At 66.1% G+C, this 23,416-nt stretch carries 25 protein-coding genes; 12 read left to right on the top strand and 13 right to left on the bottom strand.

The genetic code is table 11. The features are described from left to right. Positions 1-41 precede the first annotated feature (41 nt). The 6 genes from ACP7BH_RS02765 to ACP7BH_RS02740 form a co-directional block, all read right to left on the bottom strand. The gene (locus ACP7BH_RS02765) at positions 42-662 is read right to left on the bottom strand and encodes a RibD family protein (protein ID WP_425983916.1); all 621 of its coding nucleotides are present in this window, start codon (positions 660-662) and stop codon (positions 42-44) included. After that, positions 662-1,132, bottom strand: a complete 471-nt coding sequence (gene nrdR, locus ACP7BH_RS02760) for a transcriptional regulator NrdR (protein ID WP_425983918.1) — start codon at positions 1,130-1,132, stop codon at positions 662-664. The genes ACP7BH_RS02765 and nrdR overlap by 1 nt, the downstream gene beginning before the upstream one ends. Positions 1,133-1,139: 7 nt before the next feature. Beyond that, positions 1,140-2,423 (bottom strand): serine hydroxymethyltransferase, encoded by a 1,284-nt coding sequence (glyA, locus tag ACP7BH_RS02755; RefSeq protein ID WP_425983920.1) that lies wholly within the window; start codon positions 2,421-2,423, stop codon positions 1,140-1,142. A gap of 69 nt (positions 2,424-2,492) precedes the next feature. After that, positions 2,493-2,675 (bottom strand): DUF6898 family protein, encoded by a 183-nt coding sequence (locus ACP7BH_RS02750; protein WP_425983922.1) that lies wholly within the window; start codon positions 2,673-2,675, stop codon positions 2,493-2,495. A gap of 9 nt (positions 2,676-2,684) precedes the next feature. After that, positions 2,685-3,911, bottom strand: coding sequence for a 5-aminolevulinate synthase (gene hemA, locus ACP7BH_RS02745; protein WP_425983924.1), 1,227 nt, complete (start codon positions 3,909-3,911; stop codon positions 2,685-2,687). Between the two features lie 131 nt (positions 3,912-4,042). After that, positions 4,043-4,846 (bottom strand): class I SAM-dependent methyltransferase, encoded by an 804-nt coding sequence (locus tag ACP7BH_RS02740; protein ID WP_425983926.1) that lies wholly within the window; start codon positions 4,844-4,846, stop codon positions 4,043-4,045. A 146-nt stretch (positions 4,847-4,992) separates the two neighbouring features. Between ACP7BH_RS02740 and hemB the strand changes: the two genes are divergently transcribed. Beyond that, entirely contained in the window at positions 4,993-5,991 is a 999-nt protein-coding gene (hemB, locus tag ACP7BH_RS02735; protein WP_425983928.1) for a porphobilinogen synthase, read from the top strand. Between the two features lie 7 nt (positions 5,992-5,998). Beyond that, positions 5,999-6,490 carry a GNAT family N-acetyltransferase gene (locus ACP7BH_RS02730; protein WP_425983930.1) on the top strand — a complete coding sequence of 164 codons (492 nt, stop codon included), beginning with the start codon at positions 5,999-6,001 and terminating at the stop codon, positions 6,488-6,490. A 3-nt stretch (positions 6,491-6,493) separates the two neighbouring features. On the opposite strand, the gene ACP7BH_RS02725 is transcribed toward ACP7BH_RS02730, so the two are convergent. Beyond that, on the bottom strand, positions 6,494-7,354 hold the full coding sequence (locus ACP7BH_RS02725) for an NAD(P)-dependent oxidoreductase (protein WP_425983932.1): 861 nt from the start codon (positions 7,352-7,354) through the stop codon (positions 6,494-6,496). Between the two features lie 116 nt (positions 7,355-7,470). Here ACP7BH_RS02725 and ACP7BH_RS02720 point away from each other — a divergent pair, with 116 nt between their 5' ends. The 5 genes from ACP7BH_RS02720 (at position 7,471) to ACP7BH_RS02700 (ending at position 12,050) form a co-directional block, all read left to right on the top strand. Next, positions 7,471-8,361, top strand: coding sequence for a flagellar motor protein MotB (locus tag ACP7BH_RS02720; RefSeq protein ID WP_425983934.1), 891 nt, complete (start codon positions 7,471-7,473; stop codon positions 8,359-8,361). A gap of 114 nt (positions 8,362-8,475) precedes the next feature. Further along, positions 8,476-9,213 carry an arginyltransferase gene (locus tag ACP7BH_RS02715; protein WP_425983936.1) on the top strand — a complete coding sequence of 246 codons (738 nt, stop codon included), beginning with the start codon at positions 8,476-8,478 and terminating at the stop codon, positions 9,211-9,213. 79 nt (positions 9,214-9,292) lie between these two features. Then, positions 9,293-10,063, top strand: a complete 771-nt coding sequence (gene yaaA, locus ACP7BH_RS02710) for a peroxide stress protein YaaA (protein ID WP_425983938.1) — start codon at positions 9,293-9,295, stop codon at positions 10,061-10,063. A gap of 109 nt (positions 10,064-10,172) precedes the next feature. Beyond that, the gene (locus tag ACP7BH_RS02705; protein ID WP_425983940.1) at positions 10,173-10,964 is read left to right on the top strand and encodes a 3-hydroxybutyrate dehydrogenase; all 792 of its coding nucleotides are present in this window, start codon (positions 10,173-10,175) and stop codon (positions 10,962-10,964) included. Between the two features lie 18 nt (positions 10,965-10,982). After that, positions 10,983-12,050, top strand: a complete 1,068-nt coding sequence (locus ACP7BH_RS02700; RefSeq protein ID WP_425983942.1) for a patatin-like phospholipase family protein — start codon at positions 10,983-10,985, stop codon at positions 12,048-12,050. Here the strand turns inward: ACP7BH_RS02700 and ACP7BH_RS02695 are convergent. Both ACP7BH_RS02695 and ACP7BH_RS02690 read right to left on the bottom strand, forming a co-directional pair. Further along, positions 12,047-12,964 carry an L-threonylcarbamoyladenylate synthase gene (locus ACP7BH_RS02695; protein WP_425983944.1) on the bottom strand — a complete coding sequence of 306 codons (918 nt, stop codon included), beginning with the start codon at positions 12,962-12,964 and terminating at the stop codon, positions 12,047-12,049. The two genes, ACP7BH_RS02700 and ACP7BH_RS02695, sit on opposite strands and share 4 nt — an antisense overlap. Further along, positions 12,961-13,512, bottom strand: coding sequence for a cytochrome b (locus ACP7BH_RS02690; RefSeq protein WP_425983946.1), 552 nt, complete (start codon positions 13,510-13,512; stop codon positions 12,961-12,963). Before ACP7BH_RS02690 ends, ACP7BH_RS02695 begins: the two co-directional genes overlap by 4 nt. 119 nt (positions 13,513-13,631) lie before the next feature. Between ACP7BH_RS02690 and ACP7BH_RS02685 the strand changes: the two genes are divergently transcribed. The 5 genes from ACP7BH_RS02685 (at position 13,632) to ACP7BH_RS02665 (ending at position 20,065) form a co-directional block, all read left to right on the top strand. Next, complete coding sequence (locus ACP7BH_RS02685; RefSeq protein WP_425983948.1) at positions 13,632-15,416, top strand: acyl-CoA dehydrogenase; 1,785 nt, start codon at positions 13,632-13,634, stop codon at positions 15,414-15,416. Positions 15,417-15,495: 79 nt separating this feature from the next. Continuing rightward, entirely contained in the window at positions 15,496-17,715 is a 2,220-nt protein-coding gene (locus ACP7BH_RS02680; RefSeq protein WP_425983950.1) for a S9 family peptidase, read from the top strand. Beyond that, positions 17,712-18,278 carry a GNAT family N-acetyltransferase gene (locus ACP7BH_RS02675; protein WP_425983952.1) on the top strand — a complete coding sequence of 189 codons (567 nt, stop codon included), beginning with the start codon at positions 17,712-17,714 and terminating at the stop codon, positions 18,276-18,278. Before ACP7BH_RS02680 ends, ACP7BH_RS02675 begins: the two co-directional genes overlap by 4 nt. A 39-nt stretch (positions 18,279-18,317) precedes the next feature. Beyond that, complete coding sequence (locus ACP7BH_RS02670) at positions 18,318-18,644, top strand: hypothetical protein (RefSeq protein WP_425983954.1); 327 nt, start codon at positions 18,318-18,320, stop codon at positions 18,642-18,644. 56 nt (positions 18,645-18,700) lie between these two features. Next, on the top strand, positions 18,701-20,065 hold the full coding sequence (locus ACP7BH_RS02665) for a hypothetical protein (RefSeq protein ID WP_425983956.1): 1,365 nt from the start codon (positions 18,701-18,703) through the stop codon (positions 20,063-20,065). 4 nt (positions 20,066-20,069) lie between these two features. Here ACP7BH_RS02665 and ACP7BH_RS02660 read toward each other — a convergent pair whose 3' ends face one another. The 4 genes from ACP7BH_RS02660 to tpiA all read right to left on the bottom strand — a co-directional run bounded on the left by ACP7BH_RS02660 (position 20,070) and on the right by tpiA (position 23,345). Further along, complete coding sequence (locus ACP7BH_RS02660; protein ID WP_346495271.1) at positions 20,070-20,228, bottom strand: hypothetical protein; 159 nt, start codon at positions 20,226-20,228, stop codon at positions 20,070-20,072. 97 nt (positions 20,229-20,325) lie between these two features. Further along, positions 20,326-21,978 (bottom strand): CTP synthase, encoded by a 1,653-nt coding sequence (locus ACP7BH_RS02655; RefSeq protein ID WP_425983958.1) that lies wholly within the window; start codon positions 21,976-21,978, stop codon positions 20,326-20,328. 124 nt (positions 21,979-22,102) lie between these two features. After that, on the bottom strand, positions 22,103-22,528 hold the full coding sequence (gene secG / locus ACP7BH_RS02650) for a preprotein translocase subunit SecG (protein ID WP_346495273.1): 426 nt from the start codon (positions 22,526-22,528) through the stop codon (positions 22,103-22,105). Positions 22,529-22,592: 64 nt separating this feature from the next. Beyond that, the gene (gene tpiA, locus ACP7BH_RS02645) at positions 22,593-23,345 is read right to left on the bottom strand and encodes a triose-phosphate isomerase (protein WP_425983960.1); all 753 of its coding nucleotides are present in this window, start codon (positions 23,343-23,345) and stop codon (positions 22,593-22,595) included. Positions 23,346-23,416: the final 71 nt, after the last annotated feature.

Genomic DNA, 23,416 nt, shown 5'->3' with positions numbered 1-23,416 from the left:
AACACAGTCTGAATAGTCTCAATCGTCTGAAATCGACCGCGTCAGAGACGCGCGTAGCGTTCCCACAGGTCGTCCCCGACAGGCTCGACGCCCAGGCGACGGAACTTGGGGGCGTCAGTCAGCTTTGCAAGAGCCAGGGACGCCACGCAGGGCCTGCCGTCACCGCCCAACAGGATCGGGGCGCGGAACCATTCCAGCGCATCCACAACGCCGGCGCGCAGGAAAGACGCCGCGACCTGCCCCCCGCCTTCGATCAGCACCGACTTGGCGCCCGCCGCCTTCAAAGCTTGCAGAACCGCCGGGATCGCCGGACGCCCGTCGTCCGCCTCGACCCGCTTCACCTCGGCCGCACCGATAGGGCGTGGGGCGGCGACGGTCAGGATCAGAGTGTTTTCACTCGCCAGCTTCGCCGTCGGCGGCGTCCGCAAGCGGCTGTCCAGCACAACGCGCAGCGGCTGATCCACGCTGCGCCCCGGCAGTCGCGCCGTCAGTTCAGGGTCGTCGTGCAAAACCGTCTCGACGCCGACCAGGATGGCGTCATGCGCGGCGCGCAGGCGGTGGCCTTCCAGCCGCGCCGCCTCGCCGGTGATCCACTGGCTTTCGCCCGACGCCGTGGCGATGCGCCCATCCAGCGAGGTCGCCAGTTTCAGGGTGACCCGCATCAGGCCTTGCCGGACGGTTCGTCGAACCCTTCGTCGCCCAGGAATTTGGCGAAGTCGCCCGTGTGGCGGAAGTCCTTGTACACCGACGCGTAGCGGACATAGGCGACCTCATCCACGCCCTTCAGCGCCTTCATGATGAAGTCGCCGACCGTGCTGGACGGGATTTCGGTCTCGCCCAGGATTTCCAACTGACGCACGATCCGGTTGACCATCTGCTCGACCTGATCGGCCTGGACCGGGCGTTTGCGCAGGGCCACGCCCAGCGAGCGTTCCAGCTTGTCGCGCTCGAACGGCGTGCGCCGCCCGTTGCGTTTCAGGATGACCAGTTCGCGCAGCTGCACCCGCTCGAAGGTGGTGAAGCGCCCATTGCAGTTGGGGCAGGATCGACGGCGTCGAATGGCCGAGCCGTCGTCCGACGGCCGGCTGTCCTTCACCTGAGTATCCTGATGACCGCAAAAAGGGCACTTCATCAGGGCTTTATCCGTAGATCGGGAAGCGGTTCGTCAACTCGCGAACCTGGGCCGCGACGCCCGCGACCACGGCAGGATCGGCTTCGTCGCCGCCGTTCATCGACGAGACGACGTCGGCGATCCAGTGGCCGATCTGCTTGAACTCGTCCTCGCCGAAGCCGCGCGTGGTGCCCGCCGGCGTGCCCAGGCGGACACCCGAAGTAACGGTGAAGGGCGCGGTGTCGAACGGCACGCCGTTCTTGTTGCAGGTCATCAGCGCCTTTTCGAGCTCGTGCTCGGTCGCCTTGCCGGTCACGCCCTTGGGCCGCAGATCGACCAGGGCCAGGTGGCTGTCGGTGCCGCCCGAGACGATGGCCAGACCGCGCTCGATCAGCACGCCCGACAGGGCCTGGGCGTTCTTGACCACCTGCTGGGCGTACAGTTTGAACTCGGGCTGCAGCGCCTCGCCGAAGGCCACGGCCTTGGCCGCGATCACATGTTCCAGCGGCCCGCCCTGCAGGCCGGGGAAGACGGCCGAGTTGATCTTCTTGCCCAGGTCCACGTCGTTGGACAGGATCATGCCGCCGCGAGGCCCGCGCAACGTCTTGTGCGTCGTCGTCGTCACGACGTGGGCGTGGGGCACGGGATCGGGATAGGCGCCGCCGGCGATCAGGCCAGCATAGTGGGCCATGTCCACCATCAGATAGGCGCCGACGCTGTCGGCGATCTCGCGGAACCGCTTGAAGTCGATATGGCGGCTGTAGGCCGAGGCGCCGGCCAGGATCAGCTTGGGCTTCTCGCGCTCGGCCATTTCGGCGACGTGGTCGTAGTCGATCAGGTGGGTGTCTTCGCGCACCTTATAGGTCACCGGCCGGAACCACTTGCCCGACTGGTTCGCCGGCGAGCCGTGAGTCAGGTGACCGCCGCAGGCCAGGTCCATGCCCAGGAAGGTGTCGCCGGGCTGCAGTAGGGTGAAGAAGACCGCCTGGTTGGCCTGGGCGCCCGAATGGGGCTGGACGTTGGCGAAGGCCGCGCCGAACAGCTTTTTCGCCCGTTCGCGCGCCAGATCCTCGGTCACATCGACGAATTCGCAGCCGCCGTAATAGCGACGACCGGGATAGCCCTCGGCGTATTTGTTCGTCAGCACAGAGCCTTGCGTGTCCAGCACCGCCTGGGAGACGATGTTCTCGGACGCGATCAGCTCGATCTGCTCTTTCTGCCGCCCCATCTCGCCCTGAATGGCCTTGAAGACGTCCGGATCGGCGTCAGCGAGCGTCTTGGTGAAATAGGCGTCGTGGGTGAAGGCCGTCACGCTGGAATCCCCGAAAATCAGAAGGCCGCCTATCTAGTCCCCACAGCGCCCGACCACAACATCTTGTGGTCAGCCTGGCGCCAAAGCCCGCCGCAGCTTGGCGATCGCCACCCGCTCGACGGACTTCGGCTCATTGACCGGCCCGATGGCGCTGACCTCGCGGCCGGTGGCGACGTGGATGGCGGAACATTTGACGTAGGGGCCGTTGCGCACCAGTTCGACGATCACCTCACCGAGGTCGTCATCCGCCATCGCCGAGCCTCAGGCCGCGACGGGCCGGCGCGCCACGTTGCAGTGGGCGAACAGCTTGTCCATCGCCTGGACCAGGTGATCCATCATGGCGTCGGTGTGGTTCGGCGAGGGAGTGAAGCGCAGACGCTCGGTTCCCTTGGGCACGGTTGGGTAGTTGATCGGCTGAACATAGACGCCGTACTCGTCCAGCAGCATGTCCGAGATCATCTTGCAGTGGATCGGATCGCCGACGTGCACCGGCACGATGTGGCTCTCGCTTTCCATCACGGGAATGCCGGCCGCCGCGAAACGCGACTTCAGCGTAGCGGCGCGTTCCTGGTGCTGGACGCGCAGTTCCGGGTGGGCCTTCAAATGCCGCACGGAGGCCAGCGCCCCCGCCGTCAATGCGGGTGGCAGAGAAGTGGTGAAAATGAAGCCCGAGGCCCAGCTGCGTACGGCGTCGATGATCATGGCGTCGGCGGCGATATAGCCGCCCATCACGCCGATGGCCTTGCCCAGGGTGCATTCGATGATGTCGATCTGGTCCAGCACGCCGTCGCGCTCGGCCACGCCTGCGCCGGTTTCGCCGTACAGGCCGACAGCATGGACTTCGTCCAGATAGGTCAGGGCGCCGTATTTCTTCGCCAGGGCGATGGTGCCGGCCAGATCGGCGATGTCGCCATCCATCGAATAGACGCTTTCGAAGGCGATCAGCTTCGGCGCCTCGGCCGGCGCTGCGGCTAGCAGGGCCTCCAGATGCGCCAGGTCGTTGTGCATGAAGACATGACGCTCGCCGCCGCCGTGGCGAATGCCGGCGATCATCGAGGCGTGGTTCAGCGAATCGGAGAAGGTGATCAGGCCGGGCAGAATCTTCTGCAGCGTCGATAGGGTCGCCTCGTTGCCGACATAGCCCGAGGTGAACAGAAGCGCCGCTTCCTTCTGGTGCCAATCGGCCAGTTCGGCTTCGAGATCGACGGCGGAACGGGTCGTGCCGGAAATGTTGCGTGTGCCGCCGGCGCCGGCGCCCACCGCATCGATCTCCTCATGCATGGCATCCAGCACGACGGGGTGCTGGCCCATGCCGAGATAGTCGTTGGAGCACCAGATCACGACGTCCTGCTGGGTTCCGTCGTCGCGACGACGCACCGCCAGCGGGAACTGTCCGCGCACGCGTTTCAGATCGGCGAAGACGCGGTAACGTCCCTCGCTGCGAACCTGCTCCACTGAGCTTTTAAAGGCGGCCTTATAGTCGAACAAACTACGCGTTCTTTCGCTTATGGCGATGTCTTTGCGTTATTTGCTCCCCCGGCGCGGGCTTGTCCATGCGAGCCACATGGACAAAACGACCCAAACCCTTAATTGATAACGGTTCTCACTATCGCTCAGCTTCAGCTGGGCTTGCGGAAGCGATAGACGAACTGATCGGTCTTGCCGCGAATCTTCTCGTCGAAGACGTTCAGGCTGTGGTCGTCGGCTGGATTGGCGACGGCCGTGCTCTCGCCCTCGTAGATGAAGCCCGCCGCCTCGACCTCGCGCTTCAGATACTCGCCTTCGATGCGATGCAGGGTCTGGACGGCCGAGATGCCCGTGCCGGGCGCTGCCTCATGGTCGATCAGGATGTAACGACCGCCGGGCTTCAGCGCCGCGAACACGGCCGCATTCATTTTCGCCACGTCGGTGTTGAAGCCGGGAATGTGGAAGTCGTGGTATTCCTGGCTCATGAAGATCATGTCCAGCGGCTCGGCGTAGGTCATCGAGTCCAGCAGGCCGTTGACGCGCGTGACATTGGAATAGGCGGCGACCAGAGCGTCTGCGCCGGCGTTTTCGCGCGCCATCGTCCGCTCGGGCACGAAGGCATAGACCCGACCGGTCGGCCCGACCACGTCCGAGAACAGGCGGGTGAAATAGCCGGCGCCGGGACGAATGTCGGCGACCTTGTCGCCCGGCGCGACCTGAGCAAAGGCCAGGATGTCCGCCGGATGACGCAGCGGATCGCGGGCCACTTCTTCGGCCGGACGCTTCGGATCGGCGACGGCATCAGTGTAGAGCGGGACATAGGACGGCGCCGCCATGGCGGCGTTGTCGCTCGCGACCACAGTCCGTGACCCGCCGTCGGACGACACGATGATGCAGGCCGAAAGGCCCGTCGCCAGAGCCAGAACTGCTGCGCCGGCCGCCAATCGCTTGATCATCATCATCTCCCAGGATTTTCGCGATAGGCTCGCATTTCGCCGGTCCGCGCAAGCCGTCATCACGCGCGAAACGATCCGACGCATCACGCGATTTGCGCCCCGGTCGCTGCGGCGCTAGTCCGACGCCAAGTTTCGAAGGTTTCGTCATGCTTCCCTATCAGCCCGCCCCCTTCCCTCTCGCCCGTCCGCGTCGCCTGCGGTCCAGCCCGTGGGTGCGGCGCTTGGTGGCGGAAACGACGCTGACGCCGGCCGATCTGATCTGGCCGCTGATCGTCCACGACGGCGCCGAGGATCGTGTCCCCGTCGCCTCCATGCCCGGCGTCTTCCGCCTGTCGCCCAGGGAAGCCGCCAAGGCCGCCGTCGAGGCGCGCGACCTGGGCATTCCGATGATCGCCCTCTTCCCCAATGTGGACGGCGCGATCAAGGACGCGGTCGGCACCGGCGCGACCGATCCCGACGGCCTGATCCCCGAATGCATCAAGGCCATCAAGGACGCCGCGCCCGAGATCGGCGTCATGACCGACGTGGCGCTGGACTGCTATACCGACCATGGTCACGACGGGGTGATGGAGGGCGACCGGATCGCCAACGACGCCTCGCTGGACCGTCTGGCTGAACAGGCCTTCATCCACGCCCACGCCGGCGCCGACGTGGTCGCCCCGTCCGACATGATGGACGGCCGCATCCAGGCGGTGCGCGAGGCGCTGGAGGCCAACGGCTTCCATGACACCCTGATCCTGTCCTATGCGGCCAAGTTCGCCTCGGCCTTCTACGGCCCCTACCGCGACGCGGTCGGCTCCTCGACCATGCTGAAGGGCGACAAGAAGACCTATCAAATGGACTACGCCAACTCGGACGAGGCCTTGAAGGAGGTCGCCATGGACCTTTCGGAAGGCGCCGACGCGGTGATGGTCAAGCCGGGCATGCCCTATCTCGACATCGTCCGCCGCGTGTCCGAGACCTTCCGCGTCCCGACCTTCGCCTATCAGGTGTCGGGCGAGTACGCGATGATGCAGGCCTCCATCGCCAACGGCTGGCTGGATCACGATCGCGCCGTTCTGGAGACCCTGCACGGGTTCAAGCGGGCCGGCTGTGCGGGCGTCCTGACCTATTTCGCGCCCCAGGCCGCGCGGCTGCTGGGGTGATGGGCTGATGGTCGTCGAGATCCGGCCGATCACCGGCGCCGACTGGCCCAGCCTGTGGCCGATCATCGAGGCCGTCACACGCGCAGGCGAGACCTATACCTATCCGCTGGACCTGACCGAGGCGCAGGCCCGAACGATGTGGATGCCGCCCGCGCCCGGCGGAACCCTGGTCGCGATTGAAGATGGCCATGTGCTGGGCGCCGCGAAGATCATCCCGAACCAGCAGGGAAACGGCGCCCACGTCGCCAACGGCAGCTTCATGGTCGGTCCCGCCGCGCGCGGTCGAGGCGTGGCCCGCAGCCTGGGCGAGGCCGCGCTGGCCTTCGCGCGCGACGCCGGCTTCAAGTCGATGCAGTTCAATGCGGTCGTGGAGACCAACACTGTCGCCGTCGGCCTGTGGCGAAAGCTGGGCTTCGAGATCGTCGGCACCGTGCCCGAGGCCTTCGATCACCCGGCCCACGGCCTGGTCGGCCTGCACATCATGCACCGCACGCTTTAGGCGTCAGTCCCGCGATTGCAGGCGCGCGGCCAGGCTGGACGTATCCCAGCGGTTGCCGCCCATGGCCTGAACCTCGGCGTAGAACTGATCGACCAGGGCCGTCAGGCTGAGGCGCGCGCCGTTCGACCGCGCCTCGTCAAGAACAAGCCCCAGGTCCTTGCGCATCCAATCGACGGCGAAGCCGAACTCGAACTCGCCCTTGGCCGCCGTCTTCCAGCGATTGTCCATCTGCCAGCTTTGTGCCGCGCCTTTCGACACGGCCTCATAGGCGGCGTCGGTGTCCAGGCCTGCGACCTGGGCGAAATGCACCGCCTCGGCCAAGCCCTGAACCACGCCGGCGATGGCGATCTGGTTGACCATCTTGGTCAGCTGGCCCGATCCGGCCGGGCCCATGTGCTTGATCGCCTTGGAATAGGCTTTCAGCGCTGGCTCCGCCGTCGCCAAGGCGGCGGCATCCCCGCCGGCCATGACGCTGAGCTGCCCGTTCTCGGCCCCAGCCTGACCGCCTGACACCGGCGCGTCGACGAACTGCCGCCCCTGCCCCTGCGCCAGTTCCGCCAGTTCGCGCGCTACCTTGGCCGAGGTGGTCGTGTGATCGACGATCACGGCGGCCTCCGACAGATGCGGCAAGGCCTCCGTCACCACCGCACGCACATCGTCGTCGTTGCCGACGCATAGGATGAACAGCTCGACGCCCTGCGCCGCCTCCGCGACCGTCACGGCCGCCTTGCCGCCCGTCGCCGCCGCCCAGGCCTGGGCCTTCGCCGTGGTGCGATTGAAGCCGGTCACGTCGTGGCCCGCCTCGATCAGATGACGCGCCATCGGGGCGCCCATGACGCCCAGGCCGGCGAATGCGATCTTCATGACTGGCTCCTTGATGTCCGCGTCGGACTAGGCCGGGTCGCGACGTCGTTCAAGGTCAACGCCCGGTTAACCTTGGCGAGCCCACAATGGGGCACCATTCCTGGGGATCAGATTCCATGTCCGTGAGCGATCGCCCGATCCTCATCAAGAAGGTTAAGAAGGTCTCCGGCGGAGGCCACCACGGCGGCGCGTGGAAGGTGGCCTATGCGGACTTCGTGACCGCGATGATGGCCTTCTTCCTGCTGATGTGGCTGATCAACACGACCGACCCCGAGCAAAAGCGCGGCATCGCCGAATATTTCGCGCCCGCCAGCGTGTCCGAGACCACGTCTGGTTCTGGCGGCATCCTGGGCGGCACGTCACTTGGCGACGACGGCCCCAAGAGTTCCGGCTCCCAGTCGGTGCTGGAAGACCTGGCGCCCGAGGCTCCAGCCACTGACCAGACCGGCTCCAGCCTGTCGTCCGCCAGCGACGCCGCCCTTCAGGCCGAAATCCAGAAACGCGAAGCCGCAGAATTCGCCAGCGCCGCCGAATCCCTGCGTCAGGCCATGCAGTCGATGCCGGAACTGGCCGAGCTGTCGAAACAGCTGATCGTAGACCAGACGCCCGAGGGGCTGCGCATCCAGCTGGTCGATCAGGAAGGCCGGTCGATGTTCGACAACAACTCGTCACGACCGAACGCGCGGGCCCAGGTGCTGCTGCGTGCGGTGTCCAAGGTCATCAACCAACTGCCGAACCGCATCTCCATCACCGGCCACACCAGCGCGACGGCTGGTTCCAACCGCGCCAGCGCGCCTGCGGACTGGAGCCTGTCGTCCGAGCGCGCCAACGGCTCGCGCCTGGTGCTTCAGGGTGCAGGCGTCGATCCTGATCGGGTCTATTCGGTGGCGGGCAAGGCGGGGTCCGATCCCCTCTATCCCGACGACCCCACCTTGGCCGGCAACCGCCGCATCGCCATCGTGCTGCTACGCGAGGCGCCCGTCCTTCCGATGGACACCTCTCTGTGACCCCGCTCGGCTGCGACGCGAACACGCTTGCAGCCCGGCCACGAATGACGCCAAATCGCGCGATGGGCGTTCACCTGTCGCAATATTGGCAAGATCGGATGCGGACCTGAGGCCGTGACCCAGCACGTACCGACCCGACAACTCCGTTTCTTCATGACCTCGGTCGCGCCCTGCCCCTATCTGCCGGGCAAGACCGAGCGGAAGGTCTTCGCCAATCTGCCCTTCTCCGACGGCGCCCACGTCAACGACGAACTGACCATCGCCGGCTTCCGTCGCAGCCAGAACATTGCCTATCGCCCGGCCTGCGAGGCCTGTGACGCCTGTGTGTCCGTGCGTCTGCCCGTGCCGGAGTTCGCCTTCAGCCGTTCGCAGCGCAAGGTGCTGACCCGCAACGAAGACCTGTCGCGCAGCCTGGTCGAGGCCGAAGCCACGACCGAGCAGTTCCAGCTTTTGCGCCGCTACCTGACCACGCGCCACCCGACCGGCGGCATGAGCGACATGGGCTGGCTCGACTATGTCGCCATGGTCGAGGACACGGCCGTCCGCACCCATCTGATCGAATATCGCCTGCCCTCGACCGACGGCGGGCCTGGCGACCTGGTCGCCGTCACCCTGACCGACCTGCTCAAGGACGGCCTGTCGATGGTCTACAGCTTCTACGACCCGATGATGGAGCGCCGCAGCCTGGGCCGGTTCGCCATCCTCGACCACGTGCGTCAGGCTGCCCTGGTCGGCCTGCCCTTCGTCTATCTGGGCTATTGGGTCCAAGGCTCGGCCAAGATGGACTACAAGGCCGACTTCCGCCCGATGGAAGTCCTCGGCAAGCTGGGCTGGTCGCGCTTGGAGGCGTAAGGCCAGGCGTCTCCGCACTCCGGTTCAAATCGTCATCGAAGCATCCTATGTGGGCGGACACACTACGGAGTTGCGTCTTTTGCTGATCGTCCTTTCTCCCGCCAAACGGCTCGACTTCACCGAGGCCGATCCAGCGATTCCCGGCACTGAACGTCGATTCGTCGAGGATACCGCCAGCCTGGCGACGACCGCGCGGCGTCAGACCAAGGCCGATCTTCGCCGCCTGATGGGGATTTCAGACGACTTGGCGACCCTGAACGTCGCGCGATTCAAGGCTTTCGATTCTGAATCGACAGATGGCGTCCAGGCCGCCTTCGCCTTCGCCGGTGACGTCTATGAGGGGCTGAAGGCGCGCGAACTCGACGCCAAGGCGCTAGACTACGCCCAGGACCATCTTCGCATCCTGTCGGGCTTCTATGGCCTGCTGCGTCCGCTGGACCGGATTCAGCCCTATCGCCTGGAAATGGGCACGCGCTTGAAGACCCGGCGCGGGACCAGCCTGTATGATTTCTGGGGCGAGCGGATTTCCAAACAACTGAACGAAGACGCCGAAGGCCAGACCGATCCCACCCTGGTGAACCTGGCCAGCCAGGAATATTTCGGCGCAGTGGACGCCAAGGCGCTGAAGCTGCCGGTCGTGACGCCGCAGTTCCGCGAAGAGAAGAACGGCGAGAGCCGCGTCGTCTCCTTCTTCGCCAAGAAGGCGCGCGGCGCCATGGCTCGCTTCGCCATCGACGAGCGCGTGGAACGGGTGGCGGACCTGAAGGCTTTCGACCGCGACGGCTACACGTTCGACAAGGCCGCCTCGACCGAAAGCGAATGGATATTCATCAGATCGGGAAATTCTTGATCCCTGCCCTGTCCTGCCGTTAGTCTCCCGCAAAAGAACCCAAGGCGGATCCATGTCGCAACGGCCCGAAACATCCTCTGACGTCAAAGGCGAAACGCCCGCGCTGCGCATGATCGGCGATCTGAAGGGCCAGGTTGCGATCGTGACGGGATCGACCTCCGGCATCGGCTTGGCCCTGGCGCGGGCCGTGGCGGCCGGCGGCGGCGACGTCGTCCTGAACGGCTTGGGGGATCCAGCCGAGATCGAGCGCACGCGCGCCGACCTGGAAGCCTCGTCCGGGGTTCGCGTGCGTTATCATCCCGCCGACATGACACGCGGCGAAGAGATCGCGGACATGGTCGCCTTCGCCCAGGGCGAACTCGGCCGCGTGGACATTCTGGTCAACAACGCCGGTATCCAGCACGTCGAATCGGTCGAGAAATTCCCCACCGACCAGTGGGAGAAGATCATCGCCATCAACCTGTCCTCGACCTTCTACGCCACCCGCGCCGCCATCCCGATCATGAAGGCGCAAGGACGAGGCCGGATCGTCAACATGGCCTCGGCCCACGGCCTGGTCGCCAGTCCGTTCAAGTCCGCCTATGTCGCGGCCAAGCACGGCGTCATCGGCTTCACCAAGACGGTGGCGCTGGAACTGGCGCGGGACAACATCACCTGCAACGCCATCTGCCCCGGCTTCGTAGAGACGCCGATCGTGACGAAACAGATCGCGGACCAGGCCCGCACCCGCAACATGACCGAGGAGCAGGTGCTGACCGACGTCATTTTGGCCGCTCAGCCGACCAAGAGATTCGTGACCACGGACGAACTGACCGGGATCTTCCTCTATCTGGTCAGCGATCTCGGCGCCTCGGCGAATGGCGCCAGCTTCTCCATCGACGGCGGTTGGACCGCTCAATAATTTCAGACTGGGGCGACCATGGCGATCTTCATACGCAAGACCGCCCAACCGGCGGAAGATCTGCCCGCTCCCACGGGCCGTCGCCCCGTCTGTCTCGCCCTTCAGGGCGGCGGCGCGCATGGCGCCTTTCAGTGGGGCGTGCTCGACCGGCTGCTGGAAGACGACCGGCTGGATGTCCGCGCGGTGTCCGGCGTCTCGGCCGGGGCCATGAACGGCGCGGCCCTGGTGTCCGGCCTCGCGACCGGCGACGCCCGTGTGGCGCTGGACAAGCTGTGGCGCGAGGTGAACCAGTCCGGTGGTCGAAACGTCTTTGGCGACAGCGCCATGTGGAACGCCGCCCAGCCGCCCGACTGGATCAAGGACAACCCGTTCTGGCGCGCCGGCGAAACGCTGGCGATGTCCATGAGCCCCTATGAATTCAACCCACTGAACCACAATCCTCTGAATCGAGTTCTGAAGGCGGCCGTCGATTTCGGCGCGGTCCAAGCCTCGGATATACGGCTGTTCGTCGCCGCCACCGCCGTCCGCCAAGGCAAGACCCGGCTTTTCGAGACGCACGAGATCAACGCCGACGTCCTGATGGCCTCCGCCTGCCTGCCCCATCTGTTCCAAGCGGTCGAAATCGACGGCGAGCTGTATTGGGACGGAGGCTATCTGACCAATCCGCCGCTCTGGCCGCTGACCGGCGAGGATACACCGGATGACGTGCTGCTGGTGACGCTGAACCCCCTGGCGCGCGACGAGACGCCCCGCAGCGCCGGCGACATCGTGGATCGGCTGAACGAGATCGTCTTCAACGCGCCCCTGGTCGCCGAACTGCGCGCCATCGCCCTGGCCGGCGAGCTGATCGCCCAAGGCCAGCTGAAGGGCGGCGGATCAGGCCCCTATTGCCACGTCCGCCTGCACGCCATCGAGGCGGACGGCTGGCTGTCGGACCTGTCGTTGCGGTCAAAGTTCAATACCGAATGGGGCTTCCTCAACGACCTGAAAGCGCGCGGTCGCGCCGCCGCGGACGACTGGCTCACGACCTGCTTGCCCAGCGTCGGCCGCCAGTCCAGCGTCGATCTACAGGCCCGGTTCGGCTAACCGACGAAGCCTGCGGCTCGTCTCAACCGATCATTGATGGCCTCGCCCAATCCGGTCATCGGGATCGGCGAAACGGCGATGCCCACCGGATGCGTCCGGTCCGCCTCGCGCAACAGCCGAAACAGATTGGCCGCCGCCTCCCGCAGATCGCCAGACGGACTCAAACTCCAGCGCGGATCGCCGACGCCGGGGCCGAACCCCAGCAGGACTTCGCCGCTCTTCGCTTCATCCGCCTCGATCCTGACCGGCGCGTCCGGCGCGTAGTGCAAAGCCAACCGCCCAGGCGACCGATGCCCTTCTCCGCTGTCTGCCAGCGGGCCGACCAGCGCCTCGATCTCGGCCCGGGTGACGGCTCCCGGTCGCAGCAGGGCGACACGTCCGTCCAGCACCGACACGACCGTGCTCTCCAAGCCGACTTGGCAAGAACCACCATCGACGGCGGCGGCGACCGCAAAGCCGGTCTCGTCCACCGCATCCGCGAACGTCGTGGGACTTGGCCGTCCCGAGCGATTGGCCGACGGCGCCACGACGGGACCGCGGAACGCCGACAACACCGCTCGCGCCATAGGATGGGCGGGCACGCGGATCGCCACGCTGTCCAACCCGGCGCGCGCCAGATCGCAGACGCGCGTAGCGTCCCGAACCGGCGTGACGAGCGTCAACGGACCCGGCCAGAAGGCCTCGGCCAATGCGCGTGCCGCCGGACCGAATGCTCCGATGGCCGCCGCAGCATCCGCATCGACGACGTGGGAAATCAGCGGGTTGAACCTCGGTCTTCCCTTGGCGGCGAAGATTGCCGCGACCGCCTGGGCATTGCCGGCATCAGCGCCCAGCCCATAGACCGTCTCGGTCGGCATCAGGATAAGATCGCCGTTCGCCAACGCCTGCGCCGCCTGATCCGGAGTCTCGCTCACGGCCGGCGGGGGATGATCGGGATCATCCGGTGCAGCACATTGTCCCGGTCGATGAACTGATGCTTCAGCGCCGCCAGCACATGCAGGGCGATCAGGACGTAAAGGCCCTTCACCGCCAGCTCATGCAGACCCATCAGGCTGCGCGCCGTCTCGCGCCCACCACCAATGGGCAGCAGCGGCCAGGAGAACAGGCCGAACCATTCGATGGCACGCCCGCCAGCCGATGACGCCAGCCAGCCAGTCATGGGAATGACGATCAGCGCCAGATAGAACAGGACATGGCTAACGCGCGCCGCGATCCGCTGCCACCGCGGCAGCCCGGACGGCAAGGGAATGGCGGGATGGGCCAGACGCCAGCCGATCCGCGCCAGGGTCAACGTCAGGATCGTCAGGCCCAGCGACTTGTGCAGCATCACGAACTGGCCCGAAATCGGCCCCTCCGTATTCTCATGCGCCGTGATCAGCAGCACCTGGAACAGGACCGCCAGGGCGATGCCCCAGTGAAACAGCAGGGAAACGGTCGAATATCGATTGCGGGGCTCGCCCATGTCTTCCCTTCCGTGACGGCACTACGTCACCTTGCACTCAGATGGGGCGCGTCGCCAAGACGCTTGCAGCGACAGGCCCCGACGCGGCACTTAGGCCGCAACGACGATTGAGGAAACCCATGACCTACCGCGCCCCCGTTCGAGACTTGGCCTTCACCCTGGAGGCGGTGGCCGGCATGGCCGATGTGGCGGCGACCGGCGCCTTTCCCGACTATGACGCCGATGTCGCCTCGGCAGTGCTGGAAGCGGCGGGCCAGTTCTCCGAAGAGGTGCTGGCGCCTTTGAACCGGATCGGCGACCAGAAGGGTTCGACCTACGCCAACGGCTCGGTCACCGCCGCGCCGGGCTTCGCAGACGCCTATCGCCAGTTTGCGGCCGGGGGATGGACCGGCCTGTCTGCCGCGACCGAGGCCGGCGGTCAGGCCCTGCCCAAGGCGCTTGAACTCGCGGCTTACGAGACCGTCCACGCCGCCAATATGGCCTTCGGCCTTTGCCCCATGCTGTCCCTGGCCTCCATCGAGGCGCTGGAACAGGTCGGAACGGAAGAGCAGAAGGCCAAATATCTGACCAAGCTGGTCAGCGGCGAATGGACCGGGGCCATGGTGCTGACCGAGCCCGGCGCTGGCTCCGATCTGGGCTCTCTGATCACCACGGCGACGCCGAACGGCGACGGCACCTACGCCCTGAACGGCCAGAAAATCTACATCACCTGGGGCGATCACGACGCCACCGACAATATCGTGCATCTGGTGCTGGCCCGCCTGCCTGACGCACCCAAGGGGCCGAAAGGCATCAGCCTGTTCCTGACGCCCAAGTTCGCGGTCAATGACGACGGGACCCTGGGGGACCGCAACGCCTTCCGCCCGGTCGGAGTCGAGCACAAGCTGGGCATCCACGCCTCGCCCACCTGCGTCATGAGCTATGAAGGCGCGACCGCCGAACTGGTCGGTCAACCGAACCAGGGCCTGGCCCATATGTTCGTGATGATGAACGCCGCCCGCCTGGCGGTCGGCGTCGAGGGCGTCGGCATCGCCGAACGCGCCTACCAACACGCCCTCGCCTATGCGCTGGACCGTCGCCAGGGCCGCTCGGTCTGGACCGGCGAAGCCAACGCCCCGATCTTCGACCATCCCGACGTGCGCCGGATGTTGAGCGTGATGAAGGCCAAGATTTCGGCTGCGCGTGGCATCTGCCTGGCTACCGGCGTCGCCGCCGACCTGGCCAAGCACGCCGGGACCGAAGAGGAGCGTCGTCGCTGGAAAGGCCGAGAAGACCTGTTCACCCCCATCGCCAAGGCCTGGTCCACCGATGTCGGCTGCGAGGTCGCCTCGATGGGGATCCAGGTTCACGGCGGCATGGGCTTCATCGAGGAGACCGGCGCGGCCCAATACTATCGCGACGCGCGCATCGCTCCGATCTACGAAGGCACCAACGGCATCCAGGCGATGGACCTGGTCGGGCGCAAGCTGTCGATGGACGGCGGCGAATCGGCCCGTGCGCTGATCGTGGACATGAAGGCCACCTTGGTCGATCTGGGCGGTCTCTATAGCGGCAAGCCGGTCGAGCGCTTCGCCACGGCCATCGAGGCTGTCGAGGACGCGACCTTGTGGCTGCTGGATCAGAAGGCCGATCCGAACGCGGCGGCAGACGTGCTGGCGGCCGCAGACGCCTATCTGAAACTGCTGGGCGACGTCGTCGGCGGCTGGATGCTGGCCAAGGGCGCGCTGGCGGCCAAGGCGAAGCTGGATGCGCAGGACGGCGATCCGGCCTGGCTGCAAGGCAAGCTGGACCTCTACGAAGTCTATGCCGCCAATGTGCTGGGCCATGTCTCCAGCCGATTGGCGGCCATCGGCCAGGGCGGCGAATTGCTGCAACGGATGACGGTAGACGCCTTAGCGGGCTAGGCGTTGGGGCGTTTCTTCATTTGACGTTCGACGCCTGCCGCGCCCAAACTTCGCCTTCGGCTATAAAGGGGAGCGACCGATGAATCGTCGGCAACTGATCATGTCCACCGCTGCGACGGCGCTTGCCGCCTCGGCCTCCCCTGCGCTCGCCCGCCAGTCCACCGGATCTCCCATGCCTCAACCGCCCGTTGCCAAGAAAATCCCTGTCGTCATCGAGCAACTGGGCCGCACCCGGACCGACGACTATCAGTGGATGAAGGACGACAACTGGCAGGCCGTGCTGCGCGACCCGACCCTGATCAAGGCCGAGGTCAAGGAGCATCTGACGGCCGAGAACGCCTATCGCGAGGCCATGATGTCCTCCACCCTCCCCCTGCAGCAGACGATGTTTGCGGAGATGCGCGGCCGCATCAAGGAGGACGACAGCTCCGTCCCCGCGCCGGACGGCGGCTGGAACTACTATGTCGAATACCAGACGGGCGATCAGCATCCCCGCTACATGCGGGTCGAGCGCCAGGGCACATGGATGGTGGACGGTCAGCCGGTGACGAAGAATTTCGTCATGGCCCCCACGCCCCAACTGCTGCTGGACGCCAACGAACTGGCCAAGGGCAAGGCCTATTCGGAAGTCTCGGCCGCGAGCCACAGCCCGGATCACACCCTGTTCGCCTATGCCGAGGATGCGCAGGGCTCCGAGGTCCACAAGATCTACGTCAAGGATCTGGCGACCGGCGAAGTCCTGCCCGACGTGATCGACAGCGCCACCGGCGACTTCGTCTTCTCACCCGACAGCCAGTGGATCTTCTGGACCAATCGCGACGACAACGGCCGCCCCGACAAGATCTTCCGCCGTCCGGCCAAGGGCGGCGAGACCACCCTGGTCTATGAAGAGGCCGACGACGGCATGTTCATCGGCGTGGGCCGCACGGCTGACGACCAGTTCATCGTCATCGGCATCCAGAACCAGGAAACGTCGGAGGCGCGCTACATCCCTGCCGCCACGCCGACGGCCGAACCCGTGGTGCTGGAGCCGCGCGTGGTCGCCATTCGCTATGACGCCGATCACTGGGGCGACCGCTGGGTGATCCGCACCAACGCCGACGACGCCATCGATTTCAAGATCGTCCAGGCCCCGACGGCGACCCCGTCCAAGGCGAACTGGACCGACCTGGTCCCCCACACGCCCGGTCGTTTCATCGAAGGTCTGGACCTGACGAACGACCACCTGGCGCGTCAGGAACGCGCCGACGCCAACACGCGCATCATCATCCGCGACCGCGCCGGCGAGGAGCACGAGATCGCCGTCGACGAACCCGCTTTCGCCCTGTCGCTGGCAGGCGCATCCGAGTTCGAGACGACGACCACCCGCTACGCGTATAATTCGCCGTCAACGCCGACCCAGACCTTCGATTACGACATGGCGACGCGCGAGCGGACCCTGCGCAAGACGCAGGAGATCCCGTCGGGCCACAATATCGCGGACTATGTGGTCGAGCGGCTGAACGCCCCCGCTTCGGACGGACAGCTGGTGCCGGTAACTGTGCTGCGCCGCAAATCGACGCCGGTCGACGGCTCTGCGCCCCTGCTGCTCTACGGCTACGGCTCCTACGGCATCCCCATGCCCGCCAGCTTCTCGACAAACCGGCTGTCGCTGGTGGATCGCGGCTGGATCTACGCCATCGCTCATATTCGTGGCGGGTCCGACAAAGGCTGGGGCTGGTTCCTCGACGCGAGGAAGATGACGAAGAAGAACACCTTCACCGACTTCATCGCCGCCGCCGAACATCTGATCGGTCGCAAATACGCCGCAGCCGGAAACATCGTGGCCCAGGGCGGGTCGGCCGGCGGCCTGCTGATGGGCGCGGTCAACAACATGCGTCCCGACCTGTGGGCCGGCATCATCGGCCAGGTGCCTTTCGTCGATGTGATCAACACCATGAGCGATACCTCCCTGCCGCTGACGCCGCCGGAATGGCCCGAGTGGGGCAATCCGATCGAAGACCCGGCCGCCTACGATTACATGATGAGCTACAGCCCCTACGATCAGGTCGAGCCCAAGGCCTATCCGGCGGTGCTGGCCACAGGCGGCCTGTCCGATCCGCGCGTCACCTATTGGGAGCCGGAGAAGTGGGTCGCCAAGCTGCGACCCGCCACCACCTCGGGCAAGCCGGTGCTGCTGAAGATCAATATGGAAGCGGGTCACGGCGGCGCCGCCGGCCGGTTCGACTATCTGAAGGAAGTCGCCCACGACTACGCCTTCGCCGTCTGGGCCATCGACAAGGGCTGGGAGAAGGCGTGAGCGCACCGACGGTTCGCGACGCCCTTCCCGACGACATCGCCGCGATAACGGCCATCTATGCCGAGAGCGTCGCCAATGGTCGCGGGACTTTCGAGCTGGAGGCGCCTGACGAGATCGAAATGGCGTCCCGGCTGGCCGGGGTCGAAGCTCTCGGCCTGCCGCGACTTGTGGTCGAGATCGACGGTGCGGTGGCCGGTTACGCCTATGCCGGGCCGTTCCGCACCCGTCAGGCCTATCGCTACATGGTCGAGGACTCGATCTATGTCGCGCCCTGGGCCAGGGGACGCGGCGTCGCCGGCGCTTTATTGGATGCCCTGATCGCGCGTTGCGAGGCGATGGGTCTTCGTCAGATGGTGGCGGTGATCGGCGATTCCGAGAACACAGGGTCCATCGCCCTGCATCGCACGCGCGGCTTCACCGACGCGGGCCTGTTTAAAGCGGCAGGATGGAAGCATGACGACTGGCGCGATGTCGTCTTCATGCAGCGGGCGCTGGGCGAAGGTGGTTCGGCGGCCCCCGACGACCCCGGCCTGCCGCTGGTGGACAAGAAGCCGACCCGTTGACGCATTGCGACGCATCGCCCCGACGCCTATCCTGACGCGGTGAAGATCCTTCAATCCCTGTTGCTGCTGATCGGCGCCCTGGCGGTGCTGGCGCTCGGCACGGTCGGCGCGTCCGCGTCGCCTGCTGCGGCAGCGCCTTGCCATGAAACAGGCCAGCCCATGCCGGGCGAGGCCCCCGGTCACGCCCCCAAGGCCATGAAGGCGATGATCTGCTGCGTCGCTTGCGTGGCGACGCCGACACTGGATCCCGCGCCCCTGTCCGGCTTGAAGGTCTCGCCCGCACGTCTCGCCGCCGGACTGATCGACATGCCTGCCGGTCGGCTTTTGTCGCCCGAACCCGGCCCGCCCCGCCTCCTGATCGTCTGACACCGCTCGCGCCTTACGAGGGCGCATTCCGTCACGATCATCAGAGGAGGCCTTGAATGGCTATCCGCATTCTCGTCGGCGCCTGCGCCGGCGTATCCCTGCTCGCCGTGGCTCAGGCTGCGGCGGCGCAGGACCACTCCCAACATACTCAGCCAACAACGACCGCACCGTCGGCGGACCCGCACGCCGGCCACGACATGCCCATGCCGATGTCAGATGCGACGCCAGTTGATCACGCAAGCATGGGTCATGCGATGACCAGCCCCTATGGCGCCTGGCCCATGAGCCGGGACGCCTCGGGCACCAGCTGGCAACCCGACGCCGGCGAGCACGCCGGAATCCACACCGTCCGAGGCGACTGGATGGTGATGACCCACGCCCTGCTCAACCTGACCTATGACAGCCAGTCCGGGCCGCGCGGCGGGGACGAGACCTTCGTCTCAGGCATGCTGATGACAACGGCCCGCCGTGACTTCGACGACGGCTCGACCCTGAACCTGCGCGCCATGCTCAGCCCCGACCCCCTGATGGGCAAGTCCGGCTATCCCCTGCTGCTGGCCGCCGGCGAGACGGCGAACGGCGTCGATCCCCTGGTCGACCGCCAGCACCCGCACGACTTCTTCATGGAGCTGTCGGCCAGCTATTCGAAACGCCTGTCCGAAAAAGACAGCCTCTATGGCTACATCGGCCTGCCCGGCGAGCCCGCCTTCGGCCCGCCCGCCTTCATGCACCGGATGAGCGCGATGGACAGTCCCGAGGCGCCCATAACCCACCACTGGCTGGACTCGACCCATATCGTCTTCGGCGTGACGACCCTGGGCTGGGCGCATGATCGGTTTAAGATCGAGACCTCGGCCTTCAAGGGACGCGAACCGGACGAGGAACGCTGGGGCATCGATTCGCCACGGCTGGACAGCTGGTCCGTACGGGCCGCCTGGAACCCGACAGACGAATGGTCGCTCCAGGCCTCCTACGCCGATGTCTCCGCGCCGGAACAGCTGGAGCCGGACGAGGACGAGACCAAATGGTCGGCCAGCGCCATTCACACCCGGCGGCTAGGCGAGACCGGGTGGTGGTCCTCGACCCTGGCCTGGGGCCGCAAGACCAACGATCATGACGAGTCGAAAGACGGCTGGTTGCTGGAATCCGCCGTCCACCCCAACGATCGTTGGACGGTCTTCGCCCGCGCCGAACGAATCGAGACGGATGAACTGGTTCCCGGCGTCGGCGGCGGCCACGGTCCGCTCTACACGGTCGGCAAGGTGTCGATCGGCGTGGTGCGTGACTGGCGGATCGCCGAAAACGTCCGGTTCGGACTCGGCGGTCTCTATGCAATGAACCGTGTGCCGACGGCGCTGGAGCCGCTTTACGGCGGCGATCCTGACGGGGCGATGATCTTCATGCGGCTGAAGATCGACTGACGGCTCAGGCCTGCCCGGCTTCGGCCGGGCGGGCCGGCGGCTCGCCCCTATGCCGCACGGCCTCATAGCCGAGCAAAATCACGCCGAGGACGAGCATCAGCCCGCCGGCGATCAGCACCAGGCGAACATGCCGGTGCAGGTGATAAAGCAACTCGCCGATCATCGACGGCCCCGCCGCATCTCGGATCGTGTCAAATCGATCCGTTCTGGGCATCATACTGCACAACGCAGACCTGACCGAGTCCGTGAACGGCGTTCCCTCAGACGAGGCGGCTTTGCACCACGGCCGCGCCGATGAAGCTGGCGAACAGCGGGTGAGGCGCGAACGGTCGGCTCTTCAGCTCGGGATGATACTGGACGCCGATGAACCAGGGATGGTCAGGGCGCTCCACCGTCTCGGGCAGGACGCCGTCGGGCGACAAGCCGGCGAAGACCAGGCCGGCCTTCTGCTCGATCGCCTCGCGATAGTTGATGTTGACCTCGTAGCGGTGGCGGTGACGCTCGCTGATGGCGGTGGAGCCGTAGATTTCGGCGATCTTGGATCCAGCCGTCAGGGTCGAATCATAGGCGCCCAGCCGCATGGTGCCGCCCAGGTCGCCGCCCTGCTGGCGCAGAACCCGCTGGTTGCCCTGGGTCCATTCGGTCATCAGGCCGACGACCGGCTCGGCGGTCGGACCGAATTCGGTGGACGAGGCCTTGGGATAGCCGGCCAGGTTCCGCGCCGCCTCGATAACCGCCATCTGCATGCCGAAGCAGATGCCGAAATAGGGAATGTTGCGTTCGCGGGCGAACCGCGCCGCCTCGATCTTGCCTTCCGAGCCGCGCTCGCCGAATCCGCCCGGCACCAGGACGGCATGGGCGCCTTGCAGCCGCTGTTCGCAGGCCTCGGGGTCGCCTTCGAAGGTGTCGGCCTCGACCCAGTCGATGTTGACCTTGACGTTGTTGGCCACCCCGCCGTGATGCAGGGCCTCGATCAGGGACTTATAGGCGTCCTTGAGCACGGTATATTTGCCGACCACGGCGATGGTGACTTCGCCGTCCGGCTGAAGCCGCCGCCTCGCGATCTCCTGCCACATCGTCAGGTCGGGCTCCGGCGCGTCGTCGATGCCGAAATGGGCCAGGACTTCACGGTCCAGACCTTCGCGGTGGTAATCCAGCGGCACGGCGTAGATGTCGGCCGAGTCCATCGCCTGGATCACGCCGCTTTCGCGCACATTGCAGAACAGGCCGATTTTGCGCTTCTCTTCCGCCGGGATCGGAAACTCGCAGCGGCACAGCAGGATGTCCGGCTGAATGCCGATCGAGCGCAGTTCCTTGACCGAGTGCTGCGTCGGCTTGGTCTTCATCTCGCCGGCGGTCTTGATGAAGGGCAGCAGCGTCAGGTGGACGAAGCAGGACTGACCGCGCGGCAGATCCTGGCCCAGCTGACGGATGGCTTCGAAGAACGGCAGGCCCTCGATGTCGCCGACCGTGCCGCCGATCTCGACCAGGACGAAATCGACCTCCTCGCCGTCATCGGTCAGAGCCTTGGTCAGGCAGAAGGATTTGATCTGGTCGGTGACGTGGGGAATGACCTGGACGGTCGCGCCCAGATAGTCGCCGCGACGTTCCTTCTCCAGGATGGTCGAATAGATCCGGCCGGTGGTGATATTGTCGGACTTGGCCGCCGACACACCCGTGAACCGCTCGTAGTGGCCCAGGTCCAGGTCGGTCTCGGCGCCGTCGTCGGTCACGAAGACCTCGCCATGCTGGTACGGGCTCATCGTGCCCGGATCGACGTTCAGATAGGGGTCCAGCTTGCGCAGCCGGACCTTGTAGCCACGCGCCTGCAGAAGAGCGCCGAGAGCGGCAGAGGCGAGGCCTTTTCCTAGCGAGGAAACCACGCCGCCGGTGATGAACACATAGCGAGCCATGGGCGGACACCTTACTCCATGATTCGCGAACGGCGCATCGCCCGCTGCGAATCGAACTGTTGATCAAAAGAAGAAAGCGCGCCCTGCGGCGCGCTTTCGGGAAGTCGGATCGTTGGCCTGACCGTTACTGGGCGGGCTGTTGGGCCGGCGCCGTCGTCGCCGACGGCAGGCTGGCTTCCAGATCGTCCAGCGACGGAGCCGTCGGCTGGGCCGGAGCGGCGGGCTGTTGCTGGGCGGGTGCCTGCTGCTGAGTCTGCGGCGTGGTGGCCAGCGAGCCGACGGCGTCGGCGTCGATCACCGAGACCGAAGCGCGGTCCATGTTGCCGACGACGGTCAGGACGATGGTCAGGCCGAACAGCAGGAAGGCCAGGATCCAGGTCACCTTCGTCAGCAGGTTGCCTGCGCCGCGCGCCGTCATGAAGCCCGACGGTCCGCCGCCCATGCCCAGGGCGCCGCCCTCGGAACGTTGAAGCAGCACCACGCCCGTCAGGGACACGGCGATGATGATGATGGCGACGAGCAGGATGGTCTGGAGCATGGCGTCATTCATGTGGGCGCGGATCTGCGCCGATCAAGCGGCGGCCTCTATCATCGAAGCCGGCCCGGAGCAAACGTCAGGCAGCCGCTTTGACGATAGGCATGAAATCGTCGGCCTTCAGCGACGCCCCGCCGACCAGGGCGCCGCCGACTTCCGGCGTGGCCAGAATGTCCTGGGCGTTTTCGGGCTTCACCGAGCCGCCGTAAAGGATCGGCGCGGTTCGCGCGCTCTCGCCCAGCCGCTTGATTATGGCCGCACGGATGGCGGCATGGACTTCGGCGATCTGTTCCAGCGTCGGCGTCAGACCGGTCCCGATGGCCCATACCGGCTCATAGGCCACGGCGAAGTCGCGCTCGGACAGGCCCATGGGCAAGGAAGCCTCGACCTGTGTGGAAACGACGGCGATGGCCTCGCCCGCCTCGCGTTGCTCCAGCGTTTCGCCGACGCAGACGATGGGCTCCAGCCCCGCGGCGATAGCGGCCTCGACCTTGGCGGCGACATCCGCATCGGTCTCGCCAAAGGCGGCGCGGCGTTCCGAATGCCCAAGGATCACGACGGTCGCGCCCGCATCGGCCAGCATTTCCGCAGATACCGAGCCGGTGAAGGCGCCGACCGGTTTCTCATGGCAGTCCTGACCGCCCACGGCGACGCCGCTGCCGGTCAGAGCCGCACGCATCCGATCGACCAGCGTGGCCGGCGGGCACAGGACGACCCTAGGCCCCTGCCCTGCTGCGCTGACGGCGTCCCTTATCGCTTCAGCCTGCGCCAGGGCGGCCGACAGGCCGTTCATCTTCCAATTGCCGACGATCAACTTCACGGATTGTTTCATGGCCGCCTGTCTAGAAGGCGAAAACCGCGAAGCCAAGGGGCTCCGCCGCAATCCGAACACGATGCCGTCCT

The sequence above is a fragment of the Brevundimonas sp. TWP2-1 genome (assembly GCF_049897645.1).
Classification (GTDB): Bacteria; Pseudomonadota; Alphaproteobacteria; order Caulobacterales; family Caulobacteraceae; genus Brevundimonas.
Note: the sequence above shows the minus strand (reverse complement) of the source record. Positions and strands in the feature narration are given on the sequence as shown.

Coding starts and splice junctions, on each gene's coding strand:
- ACP7BH_RS02765 (WP_425983916.1), bottom strand. CDS start 662: ATGCGGGTCACCCTGAAACTGGCGACCTCGCTGGATGGGCGCATCGCC.
- nrdR (WP_425983918.1), bottom strand. CDS start 1,132: ATGAAGTGCCCTTTTTGCGGTCATCAGGATACTCAGGTGAAGGACAGC.
- ACP7BH_RS02750 (WP_425983922.1), bottom strand. CDS start 2,675: ATGGCGGATGACGACCTCGGTGAGGTGATCGTCGAACTGGTGCGCAAC.
- ACP7BH_RS02740 (WP_425983926.1), bottom strand. CDS start 4,846: ATGATCAAGCGATTGGCGGCCGGCGCAGCAGTTCTGGCTCTGGCGACG.
- hemB (WP_425983928.1), top strand. CDS start 4,993: ATGCTTCCCTATCAGCCCGCCCCCTTCCCTCTCGCCCGTCCGCGTCGC.
- ACP7BH_RS02730 (WP_425983930.1), top strand. CDS start 5,999: ATGGTCGTCGAGATCCGGCCGATCACCGGCGCCGACTGGCCCAGCCTG.
- ACP7BH_RS02725 (WP_425983932.1), bottom strand. CDS start 7,354: ATGAAGATCGCATTCGCCGGCCTGGGCGTCATGGGCGCCCCGATGGCG.
- ACP7BH_RS02720 (WP_425983934.1), top strand. CDS start 7,471: ATGTCCGTGAGCGATCGCCCGATCCTCATCAAGAAGGTTAAGAAGGTC.
- ACP7BH_RS02705 (WP_425983940.1), top strand. CDS start 10,173: ATGATCGGCGATCTGAAGGGCCAGGTTGCGATCGTGACGGGATCGACC.
- ACP7BH_RS02700 (WP_425983942.1), top strand. CDS start 10,983: ATGGCGATCTTCATACGCAAGACCGCCCAACCGGCGGAAGATCTGCCC.
- ACP7BH_RS02690 (WP_425983946.1), bottom strand. CDS start 13,512: ATGGGCGAGCCCCGCAATCGATATTCGACCGTTTCCCTGCTGTTTCAC.
- ACP7BH_RS02685 (WP_425983948.1), top strand. CDS start 13,632: ATGACCTACCGCGCCCCCGTTCGAGACTTGGCCTTCACCCTGGAGGCG.
- ACP7BH_RS02680 (WP_425983950.1), top strand. CDS start 15,496: ATGAATCGTCGGCAACTGATCATGTCCACCGCTGCGACGGCGCTTGCC.
- ACP7BH_RS02665 (WP_425983956.1), top strand. CDS start 18,701: ATGGCTATCCGCATTCTCGTCGGCGCCTGCGCCGGCGTATCCCTGCTC.
- ACP7BH_RS02660 (WP_346495271.1), bottom strand. CDS start 20,228: ATGATCGGCGAGTTGCTTTATCACCTGCACCGGCATGTTCGCCTGGTG.
- ACP7BH_RS02655 (WP_425983958.1), bottom strand. CDS start 21,978: ATGGCTCGCTATGTGTTCATCACCGGCGGCGTGGTTTCCTCGCTAGGA.
- secG (WP_346495273.1), bottom strand. CDS start 22,528: ATGAATGACGCCATGCTCCAGACCATCCTGCTCGTCGCCATCATCATC.
- tpiA (WP_425983960.1), bottom strand. CDS start 23,345: ATGAAACAATCCGTGAAGTTGATCGTCGGCAATTGGAAGATGAACGGC.